This window comes from Dapis hubbardiae BLCC-M172 (assembly GCF_050016015.1).
Lineage (GTDB): Bacteria > Cyanobacteriota > Cyanobacteriia > Cyanobacteriales > Microcoleaceae > Trichodesmium.
On the sequence record NZ_JBNHEQ010000239.1, the window covers coordinates 1 to 17,625 of the forward strand.

A 17,625-nucleotide genomic window follows, 5' to 3' on the forward strand; every position below is an offset into this window, starting at 1 on the left:
GAAAAATTCCATCGTCCGCCTCCGGGAGCTTCAGCAAATGAAAAAACTCTGGCTCTATCCGTATACAGAAACAGAAAAATTCCATCATCTAAGAAATTATTTTTTAGCGATAGAACTCCGTTCCGCTTTCACTGCGCGACATGAAAGGCGGAGCCGTCGCTGCAGCTATATCGCGAACGTTGTAGAAAAGAAAATCAACCTCAAAGATATCAAATGTGTTCTATAAAGCGATAATTCCAATGCGCAAATATGGAATGCCACTTTTCCTGTGGTTAAAAATTTCTCCAACTAAAACGTTTTAGTTATGAGATTTATTAGATATAGCACTAAGCAAATAGGGCACGAACATTTATCTATGCTCAAACTCAGTCAAGAATTACTACTGACTCCTTCAAACCCCAGAAAATGTCAACTGACCCTTAATTTCCTCCAATAAATCTACTATTGATAAATCAGAAGGCAAAATTTTCGTCGCAATCTTCCTCAAGACTAAATTGAGACTTTCCACCGTCAAATTTTCAGGTAATTGATAATCAGAATATCCCAAAACTAATATAGGAGGTTTTATAACAACTTGCTCCAAATCAGACAATGCTTTATCCAAACCAGACGGTAAATTTCCCCGCAAACAAATTAATAACAAATCCACACTCTGATTTTCCAACTGCTGTAAAACTTCAACCCAAGATTTAGCAATTAAACCCTTCAACCCAGAAGTTTGAATATACTGAACTAATACCTGTGTACTATCAATTGGTAATTTGCTCTCTTCACAATCTTGCCAATTTTGATTAGCCACTTCTAAATCAGAAATAAAATCAGGAAAACTCGGATAATTAAAAGTATTATCTCCTAAATCTCTCCCTTTTTGTTCTAGAGTAAAATCAGATAAATTAATAACAGCATCCTCAGACAAAACATTTTTTAAAGGAACCGTAAAATCCTTAATATTTGCCACATCAATAACTAATATATTTGGCAGCCAACTCATACCCGCAGCAATAGAAATTACTTGCCACAACGCCGAAGTTAAACACTCATAATCAAGTTTTGTTTCAGTTAAATTATTGTCATTTTTCTCAAAAGCCAAACAAGGAAAAACAGACAATTCTTTCACTTGATTAGCAGCTTGAGTAGTTTCAGAATCCAAAGTTACTAAAGGAATAGCTGCCAAGGTAGAATATTGACTTAACTTTTGAATAAATTCAACTGGAGCGATGGCTTTAGATATTTTTTCTACCAAAATTACATTAGGTTGCCAAATCTTAGCAAGTAAATTAGCTTGAGCTAAATCATCCGCTTCTATCATTCTGTATTCACTAGGAAGTGAAAGAAACTTATCCTCATAGATAGAGTCTTCTGTAGTAGACTTCTGAAAATTATACTTACCAGGAATTAAACGGAGAATTACTAACTTTTGATAATGCTGTTTTTTTGACGGTGAATCAGTAAACTCAGTCAATATTTGTTCTAATTCTAATTGTTCCACAGGTAAACTTAAAAATTTATTCGCTCCATTAATTACTCCTCTTTCTTTCTCACCTCTCGTGGAAGTTATTACTACAGGAATCTCGCAAGTATCAGTATCAGTTTTTAGCAGAGTTAAGACATCCCAACCTGATAAAAGTGGCAATAATGGATTCAGAAATATCAATTTTGGTTGTAACTTTCGTGCCTTTTCAACTGCTTCCGTACCAGAACGTGCAATAACAACTCGATAACCTAAACCTGTTAATTTATTTGTTAAATCTTCAATAAATCGTGGAACTGCTTCAACAATTAGAACTAAACGAGATGAATAATTAATGACAGATAATTGGTAATTATTAACAGGTAATTTACTATCTTTTTTTGTCCGTAATTCATTTTCTTCAGTAGCAATTAATCCTTGTTCTTTAAGATAATCATTTGTTTCCCATCCCTCCTTTCCTAAATTTTTTGGAGGTGGAATAGGTGGTAAAATCAACGTAAATTCACTTCCCTTACCTTCCTGAGAAATGAAAGTAACATCCCCACCATGTAAACGAGCTAAACGTTGAGTTAATACTAAACCTAAACCAGTTCCCTCAAATTGACGATTAAGAGGATTTTCTAATTGTTGAAACTTCTGAAAAATCAAATGTTGCTTGTCTGGTGGTATACCAATCCCAAAATCCCAAACAGTAAAAGTTATCCACTTTTCCCATCTAGCTACCTTCAATCCCATCTTACCATCTGCTGGAGTAAACTTCAAAGCATTGGATAACAGATTTACCAACATCTGGCGCAAACGCAATTCATCTGCAATTAAAATATTCAAACCAGTCTCTATTTCCAAGGTATACTTAGCTCGCAGAGAATCAGGAAATAGACCAGAAGATTGACCTTGAGGATGCTTATGCTGAAGTTGTAAAGCCTCCTGAAATGCGCGATCGCAAACTTTCTGAATCTGAACTGGTTCTGGGTTCAACTCCATTTGACCAGTTTCCATCCGAGTCAAATCTAGAATATCATTAACTACAGCCATCAAATGACGACCACTTTGATGAATTAGTTGAGCATAATGGGTTTGACGTTCATTGAGAGTTCCTAGAGTCTGCTCTTTCAACAAACTAGATAAACCGAGTACAGCAGTTAATGGTGTTTTTAGTTCATGGCTAATACAAGCCAAGAATTCATCCTTAAGTCGGTTAAGCTGAATCAAATCGGCATTTTTAGCTTGTAATTCCTTTGCCACTAAGTGTTGTTCTGTGACATCCTGAGCTAAAACTAATGTCAGGTCAAAAAATTGCTGACTACTAAACTGCCATACTCTCTCTTGACCATTTTTTTGAGGACAAGTACAAACGTAGGTATCTGGCTGAGTATTATAACACCAACTAGAAGCAGAATTTAACTTTGGTATTTTGGCTCGTTCTTGTAAAAGTGTAGTAGGGGAAATTCTCCCATTACTTGTCCCTGGACATGAAAATGCAAAACTATCTCCCAGCACAGCTAAAGAGTCTGGCATTTTTACTTCTTTCGGCTGTTGTTTAATATTTTTAGCAGATAAACCTACAACCGCATCTACAATTTCTATCAATTCCGATTCTTTTTCAATTTGAGAACGCCATGCCAGATTCTGATTTATTACCTTGCCGTCATTACTCTTTAACATTAAAGGTAGAGGCAATTTTTCTAAGAGTGCCATTAGATGACTGCGATAGAAAGAGGTCTCTACTGTTCCTTGATTAAGCAAATCTTTTGTAACTATTTGCTCTTGTTCTGGGGAATTTTCTGGTTCAGAGATATTTAGCTTCAGCTCTTCAGTTGTAGAAAGAAATTCTAATAGACGCAAACTATCTAGTAATCCTAAAAATTTACCCTCTTTATCTACTACAGCAATAGGTAAACTAGAATATTCTTGATTAATGTCCCTTTCAGATTTTGGCTGGAGATATGGCCATAATTTTTCAACAGTTAAATCTGCTGGTAAAATTCTCAGACTACCCAATGTCAAATAACTTACTTCAGATAAAGGTTGTTGCCAATTTCCTATAGAAGTATGAGTTTGAAGTAGTTTGGTTTCTGAGTTTGATACTAGATCAGGAATTAAACTATGTAAGTAAATTAATCCTAGTGGTTGGTGTTGATGATTTACTACTACTAACTCGTTACATTTTTCTCTACAGAAAATTGACCATACTACCTGCAAATTTTCTGTTTGTAAGCATACTGGTATAGAAGATATAAATTGTTTTAAAGTTGTGTAGGGCATTAACATGACAGTTCGGGTATATAAGCTGAAATATATTCATTAAGGGTATATTGACTAACCGGACTATAATTTAGGCCATTCAGAACGGAAACCCTTATCCCTACATCTGTCCACAGATGATGAACAATAACTACTTCAACACCTGGTAGGAAAATCCCGTTAAGCTCATAGTTAGCTAAAATTTTGACATTGATGCTAATGATGACAGAATTGAATATTTATGGCAGTATACAGATATAGGATTAATATTCCTCCTTTAAGCTGATGCTATGTCAGAGGTCTTGGTGAGTAAATTCAATTCAAAATAATTTTAATTTTGCTGAACCTATATTCATATATAGCTACATTCCTCATGCTATCCTCCTTACTAAAACTATAGAGGTTGTCTATGTTAATATTTATTACATTATTTGTTTAAATCTTAAATGTAATAAAATTATTTTGTAATGGAGTATCTTGAGATTACAAATTTTCAACCTAATCCAGACTTAGCTACTGTATCTAAAATTTTGTCTACTCAACTATCTATCTGTATATATTTGCATGATGATAAATTTGCTACTTCAGTAACCAAATTACTGAGTAGAGAACGCTATCTTATGGCACTGACTAACTCTCACCGAGAATTTGTCCAGCTTATTGAGGAAAATACTAACATAGATTGTCTTCTCCTCCAAGAATATTCTGACCTAAGTTCTTTGATACATCAGTTACACAATAAATCTATTTTATTACCTGCTGTAATTATCAAACAATCTGAGTCAGAAAATTCTCTGGAAACTCAGGAGTTAGTTAATAATGATTTAACTAAATATAATCCTCTGCAAAACTATCAAAATTTTATTTACCATCAAGCAGAAGTTCCATTATTAATCAATCAACTCAGCCAAATAGATATTTATATTGAGCAGGCAATTCAAAAATTTTTGACACTTTCTCCTGCTAGTTCCTCAACAGATGAATCTCAAAAACCTAGTCAAGGTACTGATGAGAATACTAAAAATATACTTCATCAACAGCAACATAGACTATATGCAAAATTAAGGGAAAGATTAGGATACCTAGGTGTGTACTACAAAAGGAATCCCACAAATTTTATTAGGAATATGGCTCCAGGGGAGCGCCGTAAGTTTGTAGACCAACTTAAGTTAGAATATCGTCATATTGTTCTCAAATATTTTTCTCAGGATAATTCCCTGAATAATAGAATAGATGAGTTTGTTAACCTATGTTTTTTCTCAGATATTCCTGTAACACAAATTGTAGAAATTCACATGGATTTAATGGATGAATTTGCTAAACAACTAAAGTTAGAAGGACGTAGTGAGGAAATGTTGTTGGATTATCGGTTAACTCTTATAGATACAATAGCACATCTGTGTGAAATGTATCGACGTTCTATTCCTAGAGAATCTTGAACACTTGATTATTAAATAAAAATTAACTACCAAAAGATTATACATAGTCTAATGTTAATCTAAATCCTTGTGTAGGAATAGGTAAGCTTAATAACTTCAAGGTATAAAATCAAAATATCAATAAATAACTTTTATTTGATTTAAAATTTACTATCCAAAATATGATTTTATTATTACTAATAAGACTTAATACTTTGAGCTGTCAATATATTTAATCAATAAACTAATACCTAAAGAAAAAAACTCTGTTTTGATTGAGGTTAAAGTATTATTAAATCGGCTGTTAATCAAGGAAAAACTATTCAAACAAGCTGAAAAAACTACTTGAGAAGAACTATGAGTCCTCTGAAGAAAACCTATGTTTTGAAGTTATACGTTGCTGGAAACACCCCTAATTCTGTCCGGGCATTAAAAACACTCAAAGAAATTCTTGAACAAGAATTTCAAGGAGTTTATGCTTTAAAAGTAATAGACGTATTGAAAAATCCTCAGCTAGCAGAAGAAGATAAAATATTGGCTACACCAACTTTGTCAAAAATATTACCCCCACCTGTCAGAAAAATCATTGGGGATCTTTCAGACCGGGAAAAAGTATTAATTGGATTGGATCTACTTTATGAAGAACTCAACGAAGACGAATATAATCTCTAATAATACCAATTTAATAAAATTTTTCTATATTAGCTTTATTGGTAGGAGTCAGCATTCATAATTTAAGCTCTAATAATTCATGATTATTGAGATTCAAATATGGCAAAAATTGAAGAATCAAAGATAAGATTTTGTTTGATCAAACAAACAATATAATTTGATTGATAGGTCCTAATTTGGCAGTAAGTCTCTTAATATTTTTGTCCAAACTTTACTGGAAATATCTTTATTTGAATTTGGTATAAGTATAACTTTTTGATTCGATTTACTTAAAAATTAATTCTAGCTAGAGTAATATCCTTACTACAATAGCTTTTAATATATATAGTTATTAAGTTTAGGAGGCTTGGCACAATTAGGAAATAATCAATCAATAGTAAATATTTTTCAACAATAAGTATTTCTTCTTATAGATAGTTGAAAATTAATTATTATTTGTTTAATGTGCAACTCCTAAAATCAAGATTGAGCAAAACACTATCCCATACTTCAACAAACTATAATGCTAGGGTAGTTATCCTATTATGCCTTGGTTAATATAGACAACTGGAGTCAACTCAACTAGGCTAGTTCATAAGTTTTATTGAATGATGAATTTTTTTAAACATTAGACATCTCCGATCATCAAAAATTCAATTAATTATTGCCTATAAATCATCAATTATTTACGGAAATATTGTAGTTTAAAGCCTCCCCTTTTAAGGGAATAATAAATAAAAATTTTCCTGTTCGTCAATCCTCTTCTTTTCAAGGAGAGGTAATTCTAAATTATTAATTCTAAATTATTAATTCTAAATTCTTAATTCTAAATTCTTAATTCTAAATTCTTAATTCTTAATCCCTCTTTTCTGGAGAGGTCTATTGTTCTTATAGCAGTTTTCATGCTTGATAGACCACAGTCATTATCACCGGGGGGTATGATGGAAGATTTGTATTCAGTTGCAACTTAAGGAGTGATAACTTTGAAACTAGCCTTTGACTCCTGACTCCTGACTCCTACAGCAGTTTTGTGGTTTACTCAACTGAAAAGCGCTGTAAGAGATAATTGATGTTAAGGTAAGTAGCACGAAATTAGGAAACCAAGTAAGTATTCCAATATCTCATTGCCTGCTTATTGCCTTTTGTAGAGGAGTGTTTCTCACAGAAGAGATACCTGTTGCAAAGGAGACTTAACACTAACAGGCTAAGGAGGACCTCAAATTAACTTAATCTTAATCGGCCAGAATCCCCGCGCTCTACCCCGAAGGACTGAGCGTCATAATGGGAAGATAGGAAATCCGCGCTTTATGCGGAGCATCAGCAGCGGGTAGTTCACTAATTGTGTGATATAAATTTTCAGGGTATATATCAGGAATCCCTGGCCAAATTTTTTCTTATTTTAAATATTTTAAAGATTTTTAAAGATATGAACGAAAATATTGAGTCTATTAAAAAGGATGGAATAGCAAAGGTAGGAGTTGAAAAAATTAAAACCATGATTGAGGGTTTTGACGACATCAGTCATGGAGGGATGCCAGTTGGCAGAACAACATTAGTGAGTGGTACATCTGGAACTGGTAAAACATTGTTTGCTATTCAATTTCTTTATAATGGGATTACTTATTTTGATGAACCAGGAGTATTTGTAACTTTTGAAGAATCTCCCCAAGATATTATTAAGAATGCCTACAGTTTTGGTTGGAATTTACAGCAATTAGTTGATGAAGGGAAGTTATTTATATTAGATGCTTCACCCGATCCAGAGGGACAAGACATAGTTGGCAATTTTGACTTATCTGCCTTAATAGAAAGAATTCAATATGCTATTCGTAAGTATAAAGCTAGAAGAGTTTCTATTGATTCTGTAACTGCTGTATTTCAACAATATGATGCTGCTTCAGTAGTTAGAAGAGAAATATTTCGTTTAGTTGCACGACTAAAACAAGTTGGGGCAACAACTATTATGACTACAGAAAGGGTAGAAGAGTATGGACCTGTAGCTAGATTTGGGGTAGAAGAGTTTGTATCTGATAATGTTGTGATTGTCCGTAATGCTCTGGAAGGTGAACGTAGACGTCGGACAATAGAAATTCTCAAACTTAGGGGTACAACTCACATGAAAGGAGAGTATCCATTTACTATTACTAATGATGGTGTAAATATATTCCCACTTGGAGCGATGCGTTTAACTCAACGTTCTTCTAATGTTAGGGTTTCTTCTGGAGATGAAATTCTTGATCAAATGTGTGGAGGTGGCTTCTTTAAAGACTCTATTATATTAGCAACTGGCGCTACAGGTACAGGAAAAACTCTTTTAGTTAGTAAATTTATAGAAAATGGTTGTATGAATAATGAACCTGCGATGCTTTTTGCTTATGAAGAGTCCCGGGCGCAATTATTCCGTAATGCTTCTTCTTGGGGTATAGATTTTGAAGAACTAGAGAAAAAAGGATTATTAAGAATTCTTTGTAGCTATCCAGAATCAGCAGGTTTAGAAGACCACCTACAGATTATTAAATCAGAAATTGCCGATTTTAAACCATCTAGAATAGCTATTGATTCTTTATCTGCTTTGGCAAGAGGGGTAAGTAATAATGCTTTTAGACAATTTGTTATTGGGGTGACAGGTTTTGCCAAGCAAGAAGAAATAACAGGTTTTTTTACTAATACTACGGATCAGTTTATGGGTTCTAATTCTATTACAGATTCCCATATTTCGACTATTACTGATACAATTTTGATGCTTCAATATGTAGAAATTCGTGGGGAAATGTCTCGCGCTATTAATGTGTTTAAAATGCGTGGTTCATGGCATGATAAAGGAATTAGAGAATATACAATTACAGCTCAAGGTCCTGATATAAAAGATTCTTTCCGTAGTTATGAGGGAATTATTAGTGGTTCTCCAACTCGAATTACTGTTAATGAGAAAAGTGAGTTGTCTAGAATTATTCAGGGAGTTCAAGAAAAGACAACGGATGAGTAATATTATGTTCGGTTGAATAGTTATACATAACGAGGTATTAGTCAGCACGGAAGAGAGGAAAAAAAAGTATAAAAAGGAGAAAGTTTTTCGGTCACGCAAGCGGAAGGGAGTTCGGTAGTGCGTCAAGGAGGTGTGGGAAGTGTGGGAAGTTTGGGGAGACCTCCCTTCCATTTGCAGGAATAATTGTATCTGTTAAGATAACAATGGCAAAAAACATTCTACATATAAGAATAACTAACAGGACTTACACAGAGGTACTATATTATATATAGAGTAAAAAAACTATAACGTTATAGTTTTGAACACTATATACATGGTCTTTGCGCAATTCCTAAGTAAAATATTCGTAGGGGTTTGGTCTCCAAACCCATTCAACCGGACATGATATTAATTATCCCACACTTTACGCTCTGCACAACCGGGAGTTCTATCCCTAATTATCTGGACATGATATTAAGATAGGGTTTGTTGAATAAGTCTTTTAGTAGGAGTCAGGAGTCAGGAGTCGTAGGGGCGATTTCCGTTCCAGAATGCTCCTAATTACGCGAATCGCCCCTACAGGATAAATGGGAATTATAAAGTAGGTAGTCACAAAAATAGTCCCTTAATTTTTCTGCCTCGCGTTACCCGAAGATGCTCACTTTTTCAGATATATCAACTGAAAAGCTTGTAGTTTTTCCAGACATAAAATGGCTAAAACAGTTATATGTCAATGCTTTGATATTTAATCAGCAAACCCTAAGATAATGACCTAGGTATTAGGAGTCAGGAGTCATAAGTTAGGATAATGGGGGAAGTTAGATGGAGATAGAATAGTCTCTCAATTTTTCTTTCTTTAGTTTGACCAAAATTCTCATATTTTTAGCTTCAGGCTCTAAAAACTTTACACTTTCTTTTGCCGCAAAAAAGGATAAGCTTTCATATCAGCTATTTAGGATTTTTGTCATTTTCTTAAGCTCATATTTTTAGCTTCAGGCTCTAAAAACTTTACACTTTCTTTTGCCGCAAAATAATGATAAGCTTTCATATCAGCTATTTAGGATTTTTGTCATTTTCTTAAGCTCATAAAAAATTGCGCATCAAAGAATTTTCGGCTGCATTTCACAAAAATTATGATACTATAAATATTAACTGGGGCTTATCGTCTATACGCATGACTTTTTATTCAACTAAAATTCTTTGCTAAGAGACAATCAAAACATTCAGGAAATTTTCTTTTTATAATTATTGCTCTGCTGATTAAATACTAAAGCATTGACACAGAAAGGTTTTAGCCTTTTTAGGTCTGGAAAAAGTACCTAGTTTTCAGCTCTTTCTGCACGGTTCCCGAAAAATCAAAAAGGAGCGCATTAAAGATGAGCAAAAAAAATTACTCCCCTACTCGCCTACTCCTTAAAAAATACTTTTGAGCGCAAACCCTAATTGAGTAGCTATTTTACAAATGCTTGCTTTTGCCTCATCAAATCTTTCCATCTATACCTCTCTCCTCGTGGAAAATCACAAACATTATCATTTTATGAAGCTCAAAGCCAAAAAAGAAAAAATAGTAAATATAGTTTCTCCGCTCAGAGTGAATTTTGTAGAAAGGAAAATAAATATATAAATAGGATTTGCAGAAAAAGTATAAGTGTTAAGGTTCGGAGCCAGAATCCAGAATCTAGAAGTCAGGAGGAATACGAATTATAGAAGAGGCAGTCAGAAAAATCGCCCCTTGATTTTCTTCCCCTATCTTGCCCAAAATCCTAAGTTTTTGAATCTGAGCTACCTAAAAGCTGGTACTTTATTAGTACCTAAAATTGCTCAAACCTTTATCAGTCAATGCTTTTATATTTAATCAGCTAACCCTAAATATACCAAAATCTATATTACCAAACCCAGTCTTGAATATTTCCGTTCTCAAATTCATCTCTAAACATCTTCTTAGCCTTCCTTATTACCAACTATACAAAAGAAGAATCCACTCTAAAAATAAACAAACTAACAAAGCGTATTCTTTGTAATATGGGCGGTACTGGATTTGAACCAGTGGCATCCTGCTTGTAAGGCAGGCGCTCTACCGCTGAGCTAACCGCCCAACTTTTATTAATATAACACATATTCTCAAATATGCAAGTAAAAAAATTTTCCTTTATCTGCTAAGTTTTATAAATATAAGTTATATATTTTTTGGCCTACATTAAATCTCCTATGCCTAGTGGTAGTACCCATGACCGGATAACCTTGTGGAGTTTGCCCATTGTAACAGGGTTAAGCTTTGGGTTGATTCGTAGTACCCACTTAACCTTATTTGTTTCTGGGGGTTTTTTATTTAGTGGCCTAATGTTTGGCCCCGACCTAGATATCAATTCTCGACAATTTCAACGTTGGGGTTGGTTTAAGTGGCTTTGGCGGCCTTATCAAACCAGTCTTAACCATCGCTCCTTTTTATCTCATGGACCAATAATTGGTACTGCACTACGTCTACTATACTTGTTAACCTTGTTGTCAGTTTTGGTAGTATTGGGTTTAATTATAGATCAATTACTAAGCTCAGAAGGAAGGACTTTAGGATTTGTTGCAAGTTTGTGGCGATCGCTTTCCGAACATTATCAAGAAGTAATTGCTCTGTTGGTAGGTATAGAACTCGGTGCAATGAGTCATTCCGTAAGTGACTGGAGTAGTTCTGCTTACAAACGTTTTCAAACTAAAGGTTTATCTAGCTTACTCCCTCAAATCAAACTTCAAAGACGACAACGTAAGTCCACTCGTAAATCTAGTTCCTCAAAAGTTGTTGCTTCAGGTAGTCGTAATCGAACTAAAAAGTAAGAGATTGTTTGTAAAGGAAATATAGAACCCCTAAAAGGATCTATAAAATTAGCTGGAGAGATGGGGAGATAGGGAGATGGGGAGATGGGGAGATGGGGGCTATTTTTATACTTTTTTCCCTATTCTATTTCTGGAAATTCTGACTCCTGTCTCCTGTTTCCTGTCTCCTAATCCTCCCTCACTTTTGTAAAGATACGCTTAGGGCTTCTATAAAAAGGAAATAGGGAACACTTCACTGGGAAAAAGGAACAGATTTTCGCTCAGCTCCAAAGGTAGGAAAAATGATTTCGGAGAGTAACTTTGACAAGTATAGCTTATGTTATAGGAGTTTTCATTAATATAAAGTACGGAGATTTTGGTTTAAAGGAAGAAGTTTTTTAGTCAACATGAGTGAAAATTGCTATAAATAAAGAGCAAATTGATTTTCTAGACATATCTATAGTATTTCTCAAGCTAATAAGGAAGAATGAAGAAGGAAGAAGTTTTTTAGTCAACATGAGTGAAAATTGCTATAAATAAAGAGCAAGTTGATTTTCTGGAGATATCTATAAAGTATTTCTCAAGCTAATGAGGTAGAGTTGTTTTTCTACTTCCCTACTCCCCTACTCCCCTGCTCCCTACTCCCCTACTCCCCTACTCTCTACTCCCGACTCCCGACTCCCTTCAATACTAATAATCATAAGGATTTTTAGGCTTAGGAATTGATTCTATTTCCATGGGCAAAATTGTTAATTTACGTTGACCTCTCAACTCCTCAGTAATCATTTCTCCTTTTACTATCAACCAACTATCTTGAGGATATTTACTCCGACTTCTACCTTCTGGTAATTTAACTGGTAATCCCACCGGATAAGCATCGGCAGCACAGCAAGTCAGAATAAATCTAGATATCCAGAAATATTGCTCAGATAATCCATGGGGATAAATTACAAATCCAGTTACTTCAACTTTTTGACCATTATAAGCATCTGGCTCTGGATAAACATTTAAAGTTCTAACCCATTCAATTAGCGATCGCTCTTCTGGTTTAGTTGCAGTCCGAAATTCTTGAGGTTGAGTTCTAGTTACTGGTAAAGATTCTGTTAAGCCTCTTTGTAATGCAGTTTGACTAGCAAAAACTTGAGGAGTAATTGTTAAAGCTAGTACAGCAGATATTAATAGTAAACCACTACTCCAACCAGGAGGAAATAAGTTAATATGTTGTTGATTTTCAATTATACTAAATTCTTGTTTTAATTTACTGGGGAGTCTTTGTTTTTTGCTAATATTCCATAACTCCCATATTTTGCATCCACCTAATATTAATAAAGTGATTCCAGCGCCAAGAGTTAAACCAAAATAACGGGGATGAATCAATATATATAACTTTCCTGTCAGCCAATAGTTTATCAACAAAAAACCCCAAGCCAAAATTGCTGTCGCATCCAACCAAGGTTCATATCGTTTAAGTAGAGAAAATAATGATTTTTCAGCCTTCATATAAAAATTATTTCTGTAAATGATGATCTAATACCGATTTGATAAATGTTTTTTACAAATAGCTAGAGGGATTTTTAGGGGTCGGGAGTCAGGAGTTATAATGAATTTTTCAATGCCATTTTTAGGTTGTCAATCATCTTTTTTGTTAAGAAGGTATCTGTAAAATAAATCTAAATAAACACTTGAAATATTGAGTATTCGCTGGGTTAAGGCGGCTAGGAAATATTATTTGATTTTGTGAGATTATTTCCGCCTCACCCTCCCCACTCTACATCAAGACTTAATATTTTATTTATAGATACCCTCTAAGAGACTTTTTTTAAAACAAGTATTAAGAGAGCTTAGAATGACTGAAATATCAAAGAGGTAAGACTCCAAAAGATTAAAATCTGGTAAATAACAGAGGTGGAAAGGTGCATATATTTCTAGATTTTTAAGTTACAAAGAGTTGTCTTGATTTCTTCCTTCCTTCATCCCTGTCTCCAGTTAAGTTTTCCTAGTTAATTGTTCCCTATCTCCTGTTTATATTTCCTGATATATTCAATCTCTAAATAGACATTTTCTATAAAATATTTTATCTACCTTACTATTCGTAACATTATTTTTTCAAGATGGCATAGCAATCAGGAATTATTTATGAGATATTTAAGAACAATCAAGATGGATTACAATCATTTTATATTCTGAATTATGACTCCTAATTACCACTAAAATCTTACAACTAAAATATGATTGCTATATAATTCAACTTAAATATAAGTTCACAACTAAAGCCATAATAAATGTTAACTGTGCTGCCAATATCATTAAATAAATCACAGCTCGTGACCGAAAAAATGATAATAATAAACCTACAGCTTTAATATCAATCATCGGTCCAAAAACTAAAAAAGCTAATAGAGAACCACTGGTAAAAGTTGCAGCAAATGACAAAGCAAAAAAAGCATCTACAGTCGAACAAATAGAAACTACTGCTGCTAAAGCTAGCATAGCAATAATTGAAGTAACTGGACCTTGACCAAGATTCAGAATAAGTTCACGGGGGGCAGCAACTTGAATCATCGCAGCGATCGCACTCCCAATTACTAATACTCCTCCCAACTCCCTTAATTCCTGCACCATACTATTCAATAAAGACAAAAGTCGCTGTTTATCGGGAACAAAGAAGAGAGATGTCCAACCCAGACCTTTATTAGTAGTTGTTTGACTGCCAATTCCCAGAGACTGACCTTGAGCAACAGGTGTCGTCATTGCTCCTGGGAAAAGTCCCATAGACTCTAGGGGGACAGATGTAGTAGATTGACCTAAAAAAAATGTTCCTGACTGTAGAAGGGGAGAAGTCTTCAACTGTTGAGAAACTGGCTGTTGAGGTCTAGGTAATAAACGAGCAGTTGTAGGTTGCAGAATTTGTCGTATATCCTTCTGTACACTAAATATCCAACCAATAATTGTTGCTATAACTAGAGAAAATACTACTCGCAAAACAACAATTTCTGGTTGGTCTCTAAATGCGGTCCAAGTTGCCCAGATAACTATGGGATTAATTGTTGGAGCTGCCAATAAAAATCCAATTGCTACTGATGTTGGTACACCTTGTATCAATAAACGTCGAGCAACTGGAACGTTACCACATTCACAGACTGGGAACAAAAAACCAACTAAGCTACCTACAAATGCTCCTAAAAGGGGATTTTGAGGCAGATATGTAATTAATTTTCGTTCATCAATAAACCATTGTAATATTCCGGAAAAAATCACCCCTAACAGCAAAAATGGCATTGCTTCTACCAATAAACTGAGAAAGAGGGTGAAAGAATTATTCAACTGATTAGTCAGTGTTGATGCCATCTTTAAATTTACTTTTTAATGTTATTTACATTTATAATTGTTAGACGATATACATCATCTAGTTAGCCATCTATTTAAGTTACACTGTTAGAGACTGTTTGTAAAATAAGTATTAAGAAAAAAGTTTCACAACTCAATCAACTAGCTTGAATAAGGTAAGGGATTGAAATAACTCTACAGAGGGAGGAGGTATGACTATTCATAGTCAATTAGTTAGTTGTGAAGTTCCTGATAACAAATAATTGTTTTTTTACCTCCATACCTCCATACCTATTTCCAGTTAAGTGTTCCCTATCTTCTTTTTTTATATTGCCTGATACATTCAACTTCTTAGTATATAATAAAATTATTAAATTACTTAGAATCAGATAATTTTCTTATTTAGCTAGATACTATTTCTCTAGGCACACAAAATATTTAAAATTTATGTTGAATCTATCTTCCTCTGAGTCATTAATTTCGACAATTCCTGACAATTGTCTGTCAACAACATTTCAGGAGTCAACTGTACGGGATTTATCTCTATATGATTTTCAAGTTGACAATAATCAAGTAGGAGAAATAGCTGCTTTGAGGCTAGAAAGTGAACCAAGATTGCCTGGAGTCATTTTAATGGAGGAGGAAAAGCTATCAGGAATGATTTCCCGACGGCGATTTTTGGAATATTTGAGTCGCCCTTTTGGCAGAGAATTATTTCTGAAAAGGTCTATCAAAACTTTGTATCAATTTGCTTATACCGATTTTTTAGTTCTCCCTGCAAATACTGCAATTGTGGAGGCTAGTAGTAGAGCTTTGCAGAGAAAAACTGATATCGCATACGAACCAATTGTTGTTGAAATTGAACCCAATGTTTATAGACTTTTAGATGTTCATCATCTGCTTGTGGCTCAATCTCAGATTCATCAATTGGCAAATAATTTACTCCAGGAGCTTTATCTAAAGTTGGAAACAGCTCATAAAGAGTTGGAGCTTCAGGCTTCTTTAGATGCTTTAACTCAAGTTGCTAATCGTAGAAAATTTGACCAATATCTAGCTGAACAATGGTTCCAAATGTCTAAAGAAGAACAATCTATATCAATAATTATGGCAGATATTGATTGTTTTAAAGGTTATAATGACACTTACGGTCATCAAGCTGGAGATCGGTGTCTGAAACAAGTTGCCTTGGCAATAAATCAAACTGTTCAAATGATAACTAAGGCAAATAATGAAAATTTAGTTGCTCGTTATGGAGGTGAATAATTTTCTATAGTTTTACCTAAAATAAATGCTACTGATGCTATTTTATTTCTATTGCTGAAAAAATTCGCCTTCATATTAAATCATTAAATATTATTCATCAAGCTTCTTCTTGTGCCTCAAAAATTGTTACTTTAAGTTTAGGAGTTGCTACTACTATACCTCAATTGGGTAGCTCTATAGAAAAGTTAATTGCTCAAGCAGATCAAGCTCTTTATCAAGCTAAAACAACAGGTCGCGATCGTGTTATTTATAGTTAATAAAAGTTTCGCATTAAGTAAAAAAAATAGTTTTAATTATCAAAAAAACTTCCGTTTCTGTTAATTATATAGAATCTGAGTAATTAGTTATCGTATTGCGGAGGAGTCAGGAGTCGTAGGGGCAATTTCGTTTCCTGGGGAATGCTGCGCAAACCGAATGCTGTCGCAAACCTGTTTTGCTGGCGCACAACTATCCTAGGTCATGCTCCGCAAACGCACTTCGGCTGTCGCCGACATGGAAAGCGGAGCATGACAAACGGAAATAGCCCGTACAGGAGTTAGGAGAAATATTGGATTTGAACTATTAAATTATATAATTCATATTCAATAGAAAACTGTTCTTAATGAAGAAGTAATTTTGCAATTACTGTATAACCGGATTTTATATTACTTAATATATAGCAAACCGGGCATAGGTTGCGACAAATTAAAAAGTAAATAAAAAAGTTGAAACTTTTACCTGTTGCCTGTTCCCTAAAAAGCAGTAAAATTTTTGCCACGAATAATATCAAATTCGGTAGTATCGGTGTAAAAAAAAGCGTAGAAACCGAGTTTATATAAAATGCCGACTATAAATGACATCTATATCTCATAAACCCGGTTTCTTATAATACTCCGAAGCCAACAGATTTGAGATAAAATAGGATTGCTATCTTGAAATATCATCAGTATTATTTGGGGCATCTCAATTTTGAAGAAAGCCAAAAATTTATCGCTTTTAGGGAATAGGGAATAGGGAAAAAGTATTTTGGCAAATATGAGATGCACCCTATTATTTAGGGTAATTGAAATGTCATACCAAGCCTTCTATAATTGATAAATACTTGACTAAATCAAAACTGCTCAGTATATAGGAAAATATTAGCTGAAAACCTTTAAAATTATGACTTTTGTAGGTGCGAATCGCGATTTGCCCCTACCACCAAAATACTACAACCGATTAGAGGATTCCCATATCTATTAGTTTTTTCTTTCTTATCTCTTCCCTATATCCTATTTCCTAAAAGTCTACAATATCTCACAACTCAAGTAATATTGCTATAGCAATCCTAAATAGGTCTTCAATAATTGATAATTGATAATTGATAATTGATAATTGATAATTGATAATTGATAATTACCTCTGGTTAAAACCGCTCTTGATTGAAGATGAGGAAATATCCTAGCACTTTTTCCCCTATCCAAGGGGAGGCTTTAAACCAGAATTATTTAATTATTAATAAT

The 17,625-nt window shown here is 34.0% G+C and carries 10 protein-coding genes and 1 tRNA gene; 7 read left to right on the top strand and 4 right to left on the bottom strand.

Annotation, left to right across the window (positions count from 1 at the left end; all coding sequences use genetic code 11):
- A partial coding sequence (locus ACP6PK_RS22010) for a hypothetical protein (RefSeq protein ID WP_426562669.1) occupies nucleotides 1-226 on the top strand: 226 nt, incomplete at its 5' end.
- 165 nt (nucleotides 227-391) lie between these two features.
- Here ACP6PK_RS22010 and ACP6PK_RS22015 read toward each other — a convergent pair.
- A complete protein-coding gene (locus ACP6PK_RS22015) occupies nucleotides 392-3,742 on the bottom strand; it encodes an ATP-binding response regulator (protein WP_426562671.1) in 3,351 nt (1,116 codons plus the stop codon).
- Between the two features lie 440 nt (nucleotides 3,743-4,182).
- On the opposite strand from ACP6PK_RS22015, the gene ACP6PK_RS22020 reads away from it, so the two are divergent.
- The 3 genes from ACP6PK_RS22020 to kaiC all read left to right on the top strand — a co-directional run bounded on the left by ACP6PK_RS22020 (nucleotide 4,183) and on the right by kaiC (nucleotide 8,770).
- Nucleotides 4,183-5,154 carry a circadian clock protein KaiA gene (locus ACP6PK_RS22020; RefSeq protein ID WP_426562673.1) on the top strand — a complete coding sequence of 324 codons (972 nt, stop codon included), beginning with the start codon at nucleotides 4,183-4,185 and terminating at the stop codon, nucleotides 5,152-5,154.
- A 336-nt stretch (nucleotides 5,155-5,490) separates the two neighbouring features.
- On the top strand, nucleotides 5,491-5,805 hold the full coding sequence (kaiB, locus tag ACP6PK_RS22025; RefSeq protein ID WP_011613179.1) for a circadian clock protein KaiB: 315 nt from the start codon (nucleotides 5,491-5,493) through the stop codon (nucleotides 5,803-5,805).
- 1,405 nt (nucleotides 5,806-7,210) lie between these two features.
- Nucleotides 7,211-8,770, top strand: coding sequence for a circadian clock protein KaiC (kaiC, locus tag ACP6PK_RS22030; protein WP_426562676.1), 1,560 nt, complete (start codon nucleotides 7,211-7,213; stop codon nucleotides 8,768-8,770).
- Nucleotides 8,771-10,772: 2,002 nt separating this feature from the next.
- Here the strand turns inward: kaiC and ACP6PK_RS22035 are convergent.
- A tRNA-Val gene (locus tag ACP6PK_RS22035) sits at nucleotides 10,773-10,844 on the bottom strand.
- A 113-nt stretch (nucleotides 10,845-10,957) separates the two neighbouring features.
- On the opposite strand from ACP6PK_RS22035, the gene ACP6PK_RS22040 reads away from it, so the two are divergent.
- A complete protein-coding gene (locus ACP6PK_RS22040) occupies nucleotides 10,958-11,575 on the top strand; it encodes a metal-binding protein (RefSeq protein ID WP_426562684.1) in 618 nt (205 codons plus the stop codon).
- Nucleotides 11,576-12,244: 669 nt separating this feature from the next.
- Here the strand turns inward: ACP6PK_RS22040 and ACP6PK_RS22045 are convergent.
- Both ACP6PK_RS22045 and ACP6PK_RS22050 read right to left on the bottom strand, forming a co-directional pair.
- Nucleotides 12,245-13,054 (bottom strand): TIGR03943 family putative permease subunit, encoded by an 810-nt coding sequence (locus tag ACP6PK_RS22045; protein WP_426562678.1) that lies wholly within the window; start codon nucleotides 13,052-13,054, stop codon nucleotides 12,245-12,247.
- 744 nt (nucleotides 13,055-13,798) lie between these two features.
- Nucleotides 13,799-14,902 carry a permease gene (locus tag ACP6PK_RS22050; RefSeq protein ID WP_426562680.1) on the bottom strand — a complete coding sequence of 368 codons (1,104 nt, stop codon included), beginning with the start codon at nucleotides 14,900-14,902 and terminating at the stop codon, nucleotides 13,799-13,801.
- Between the two features lie 426 nt (nucleotides 14,903-15,328).
- Between ACP6PK_RS22050 and ACP6PK_RS22055 the strand changes: the two genes are divergently transcribed.
- Entirely contained in the window at nucleotides 15,329-16,144 is an 816-nt protein-coding gene (locus ACP6PK_RS22055) for a diguanylate cyclase (protein WP_426562682.1), read from the top strand.
- A gap of 92 nt (nucleotides 16,145-16,236) precedes the next feature.
- On the top strand, nucleotides 16,237-16,401 hold the full coding sequence (locus ACP6PK_RS22060; protein ID WP_426562686.1) for a diguanylate cyclase domain-containing protein: 165 nt from the start codon (nucleotides 16,237-16,239) through the stop codon (nucleotides 16,399-16,401).
- Nucleotides 16,402-17,625: the final 1,224 nt, after the last annotated feature.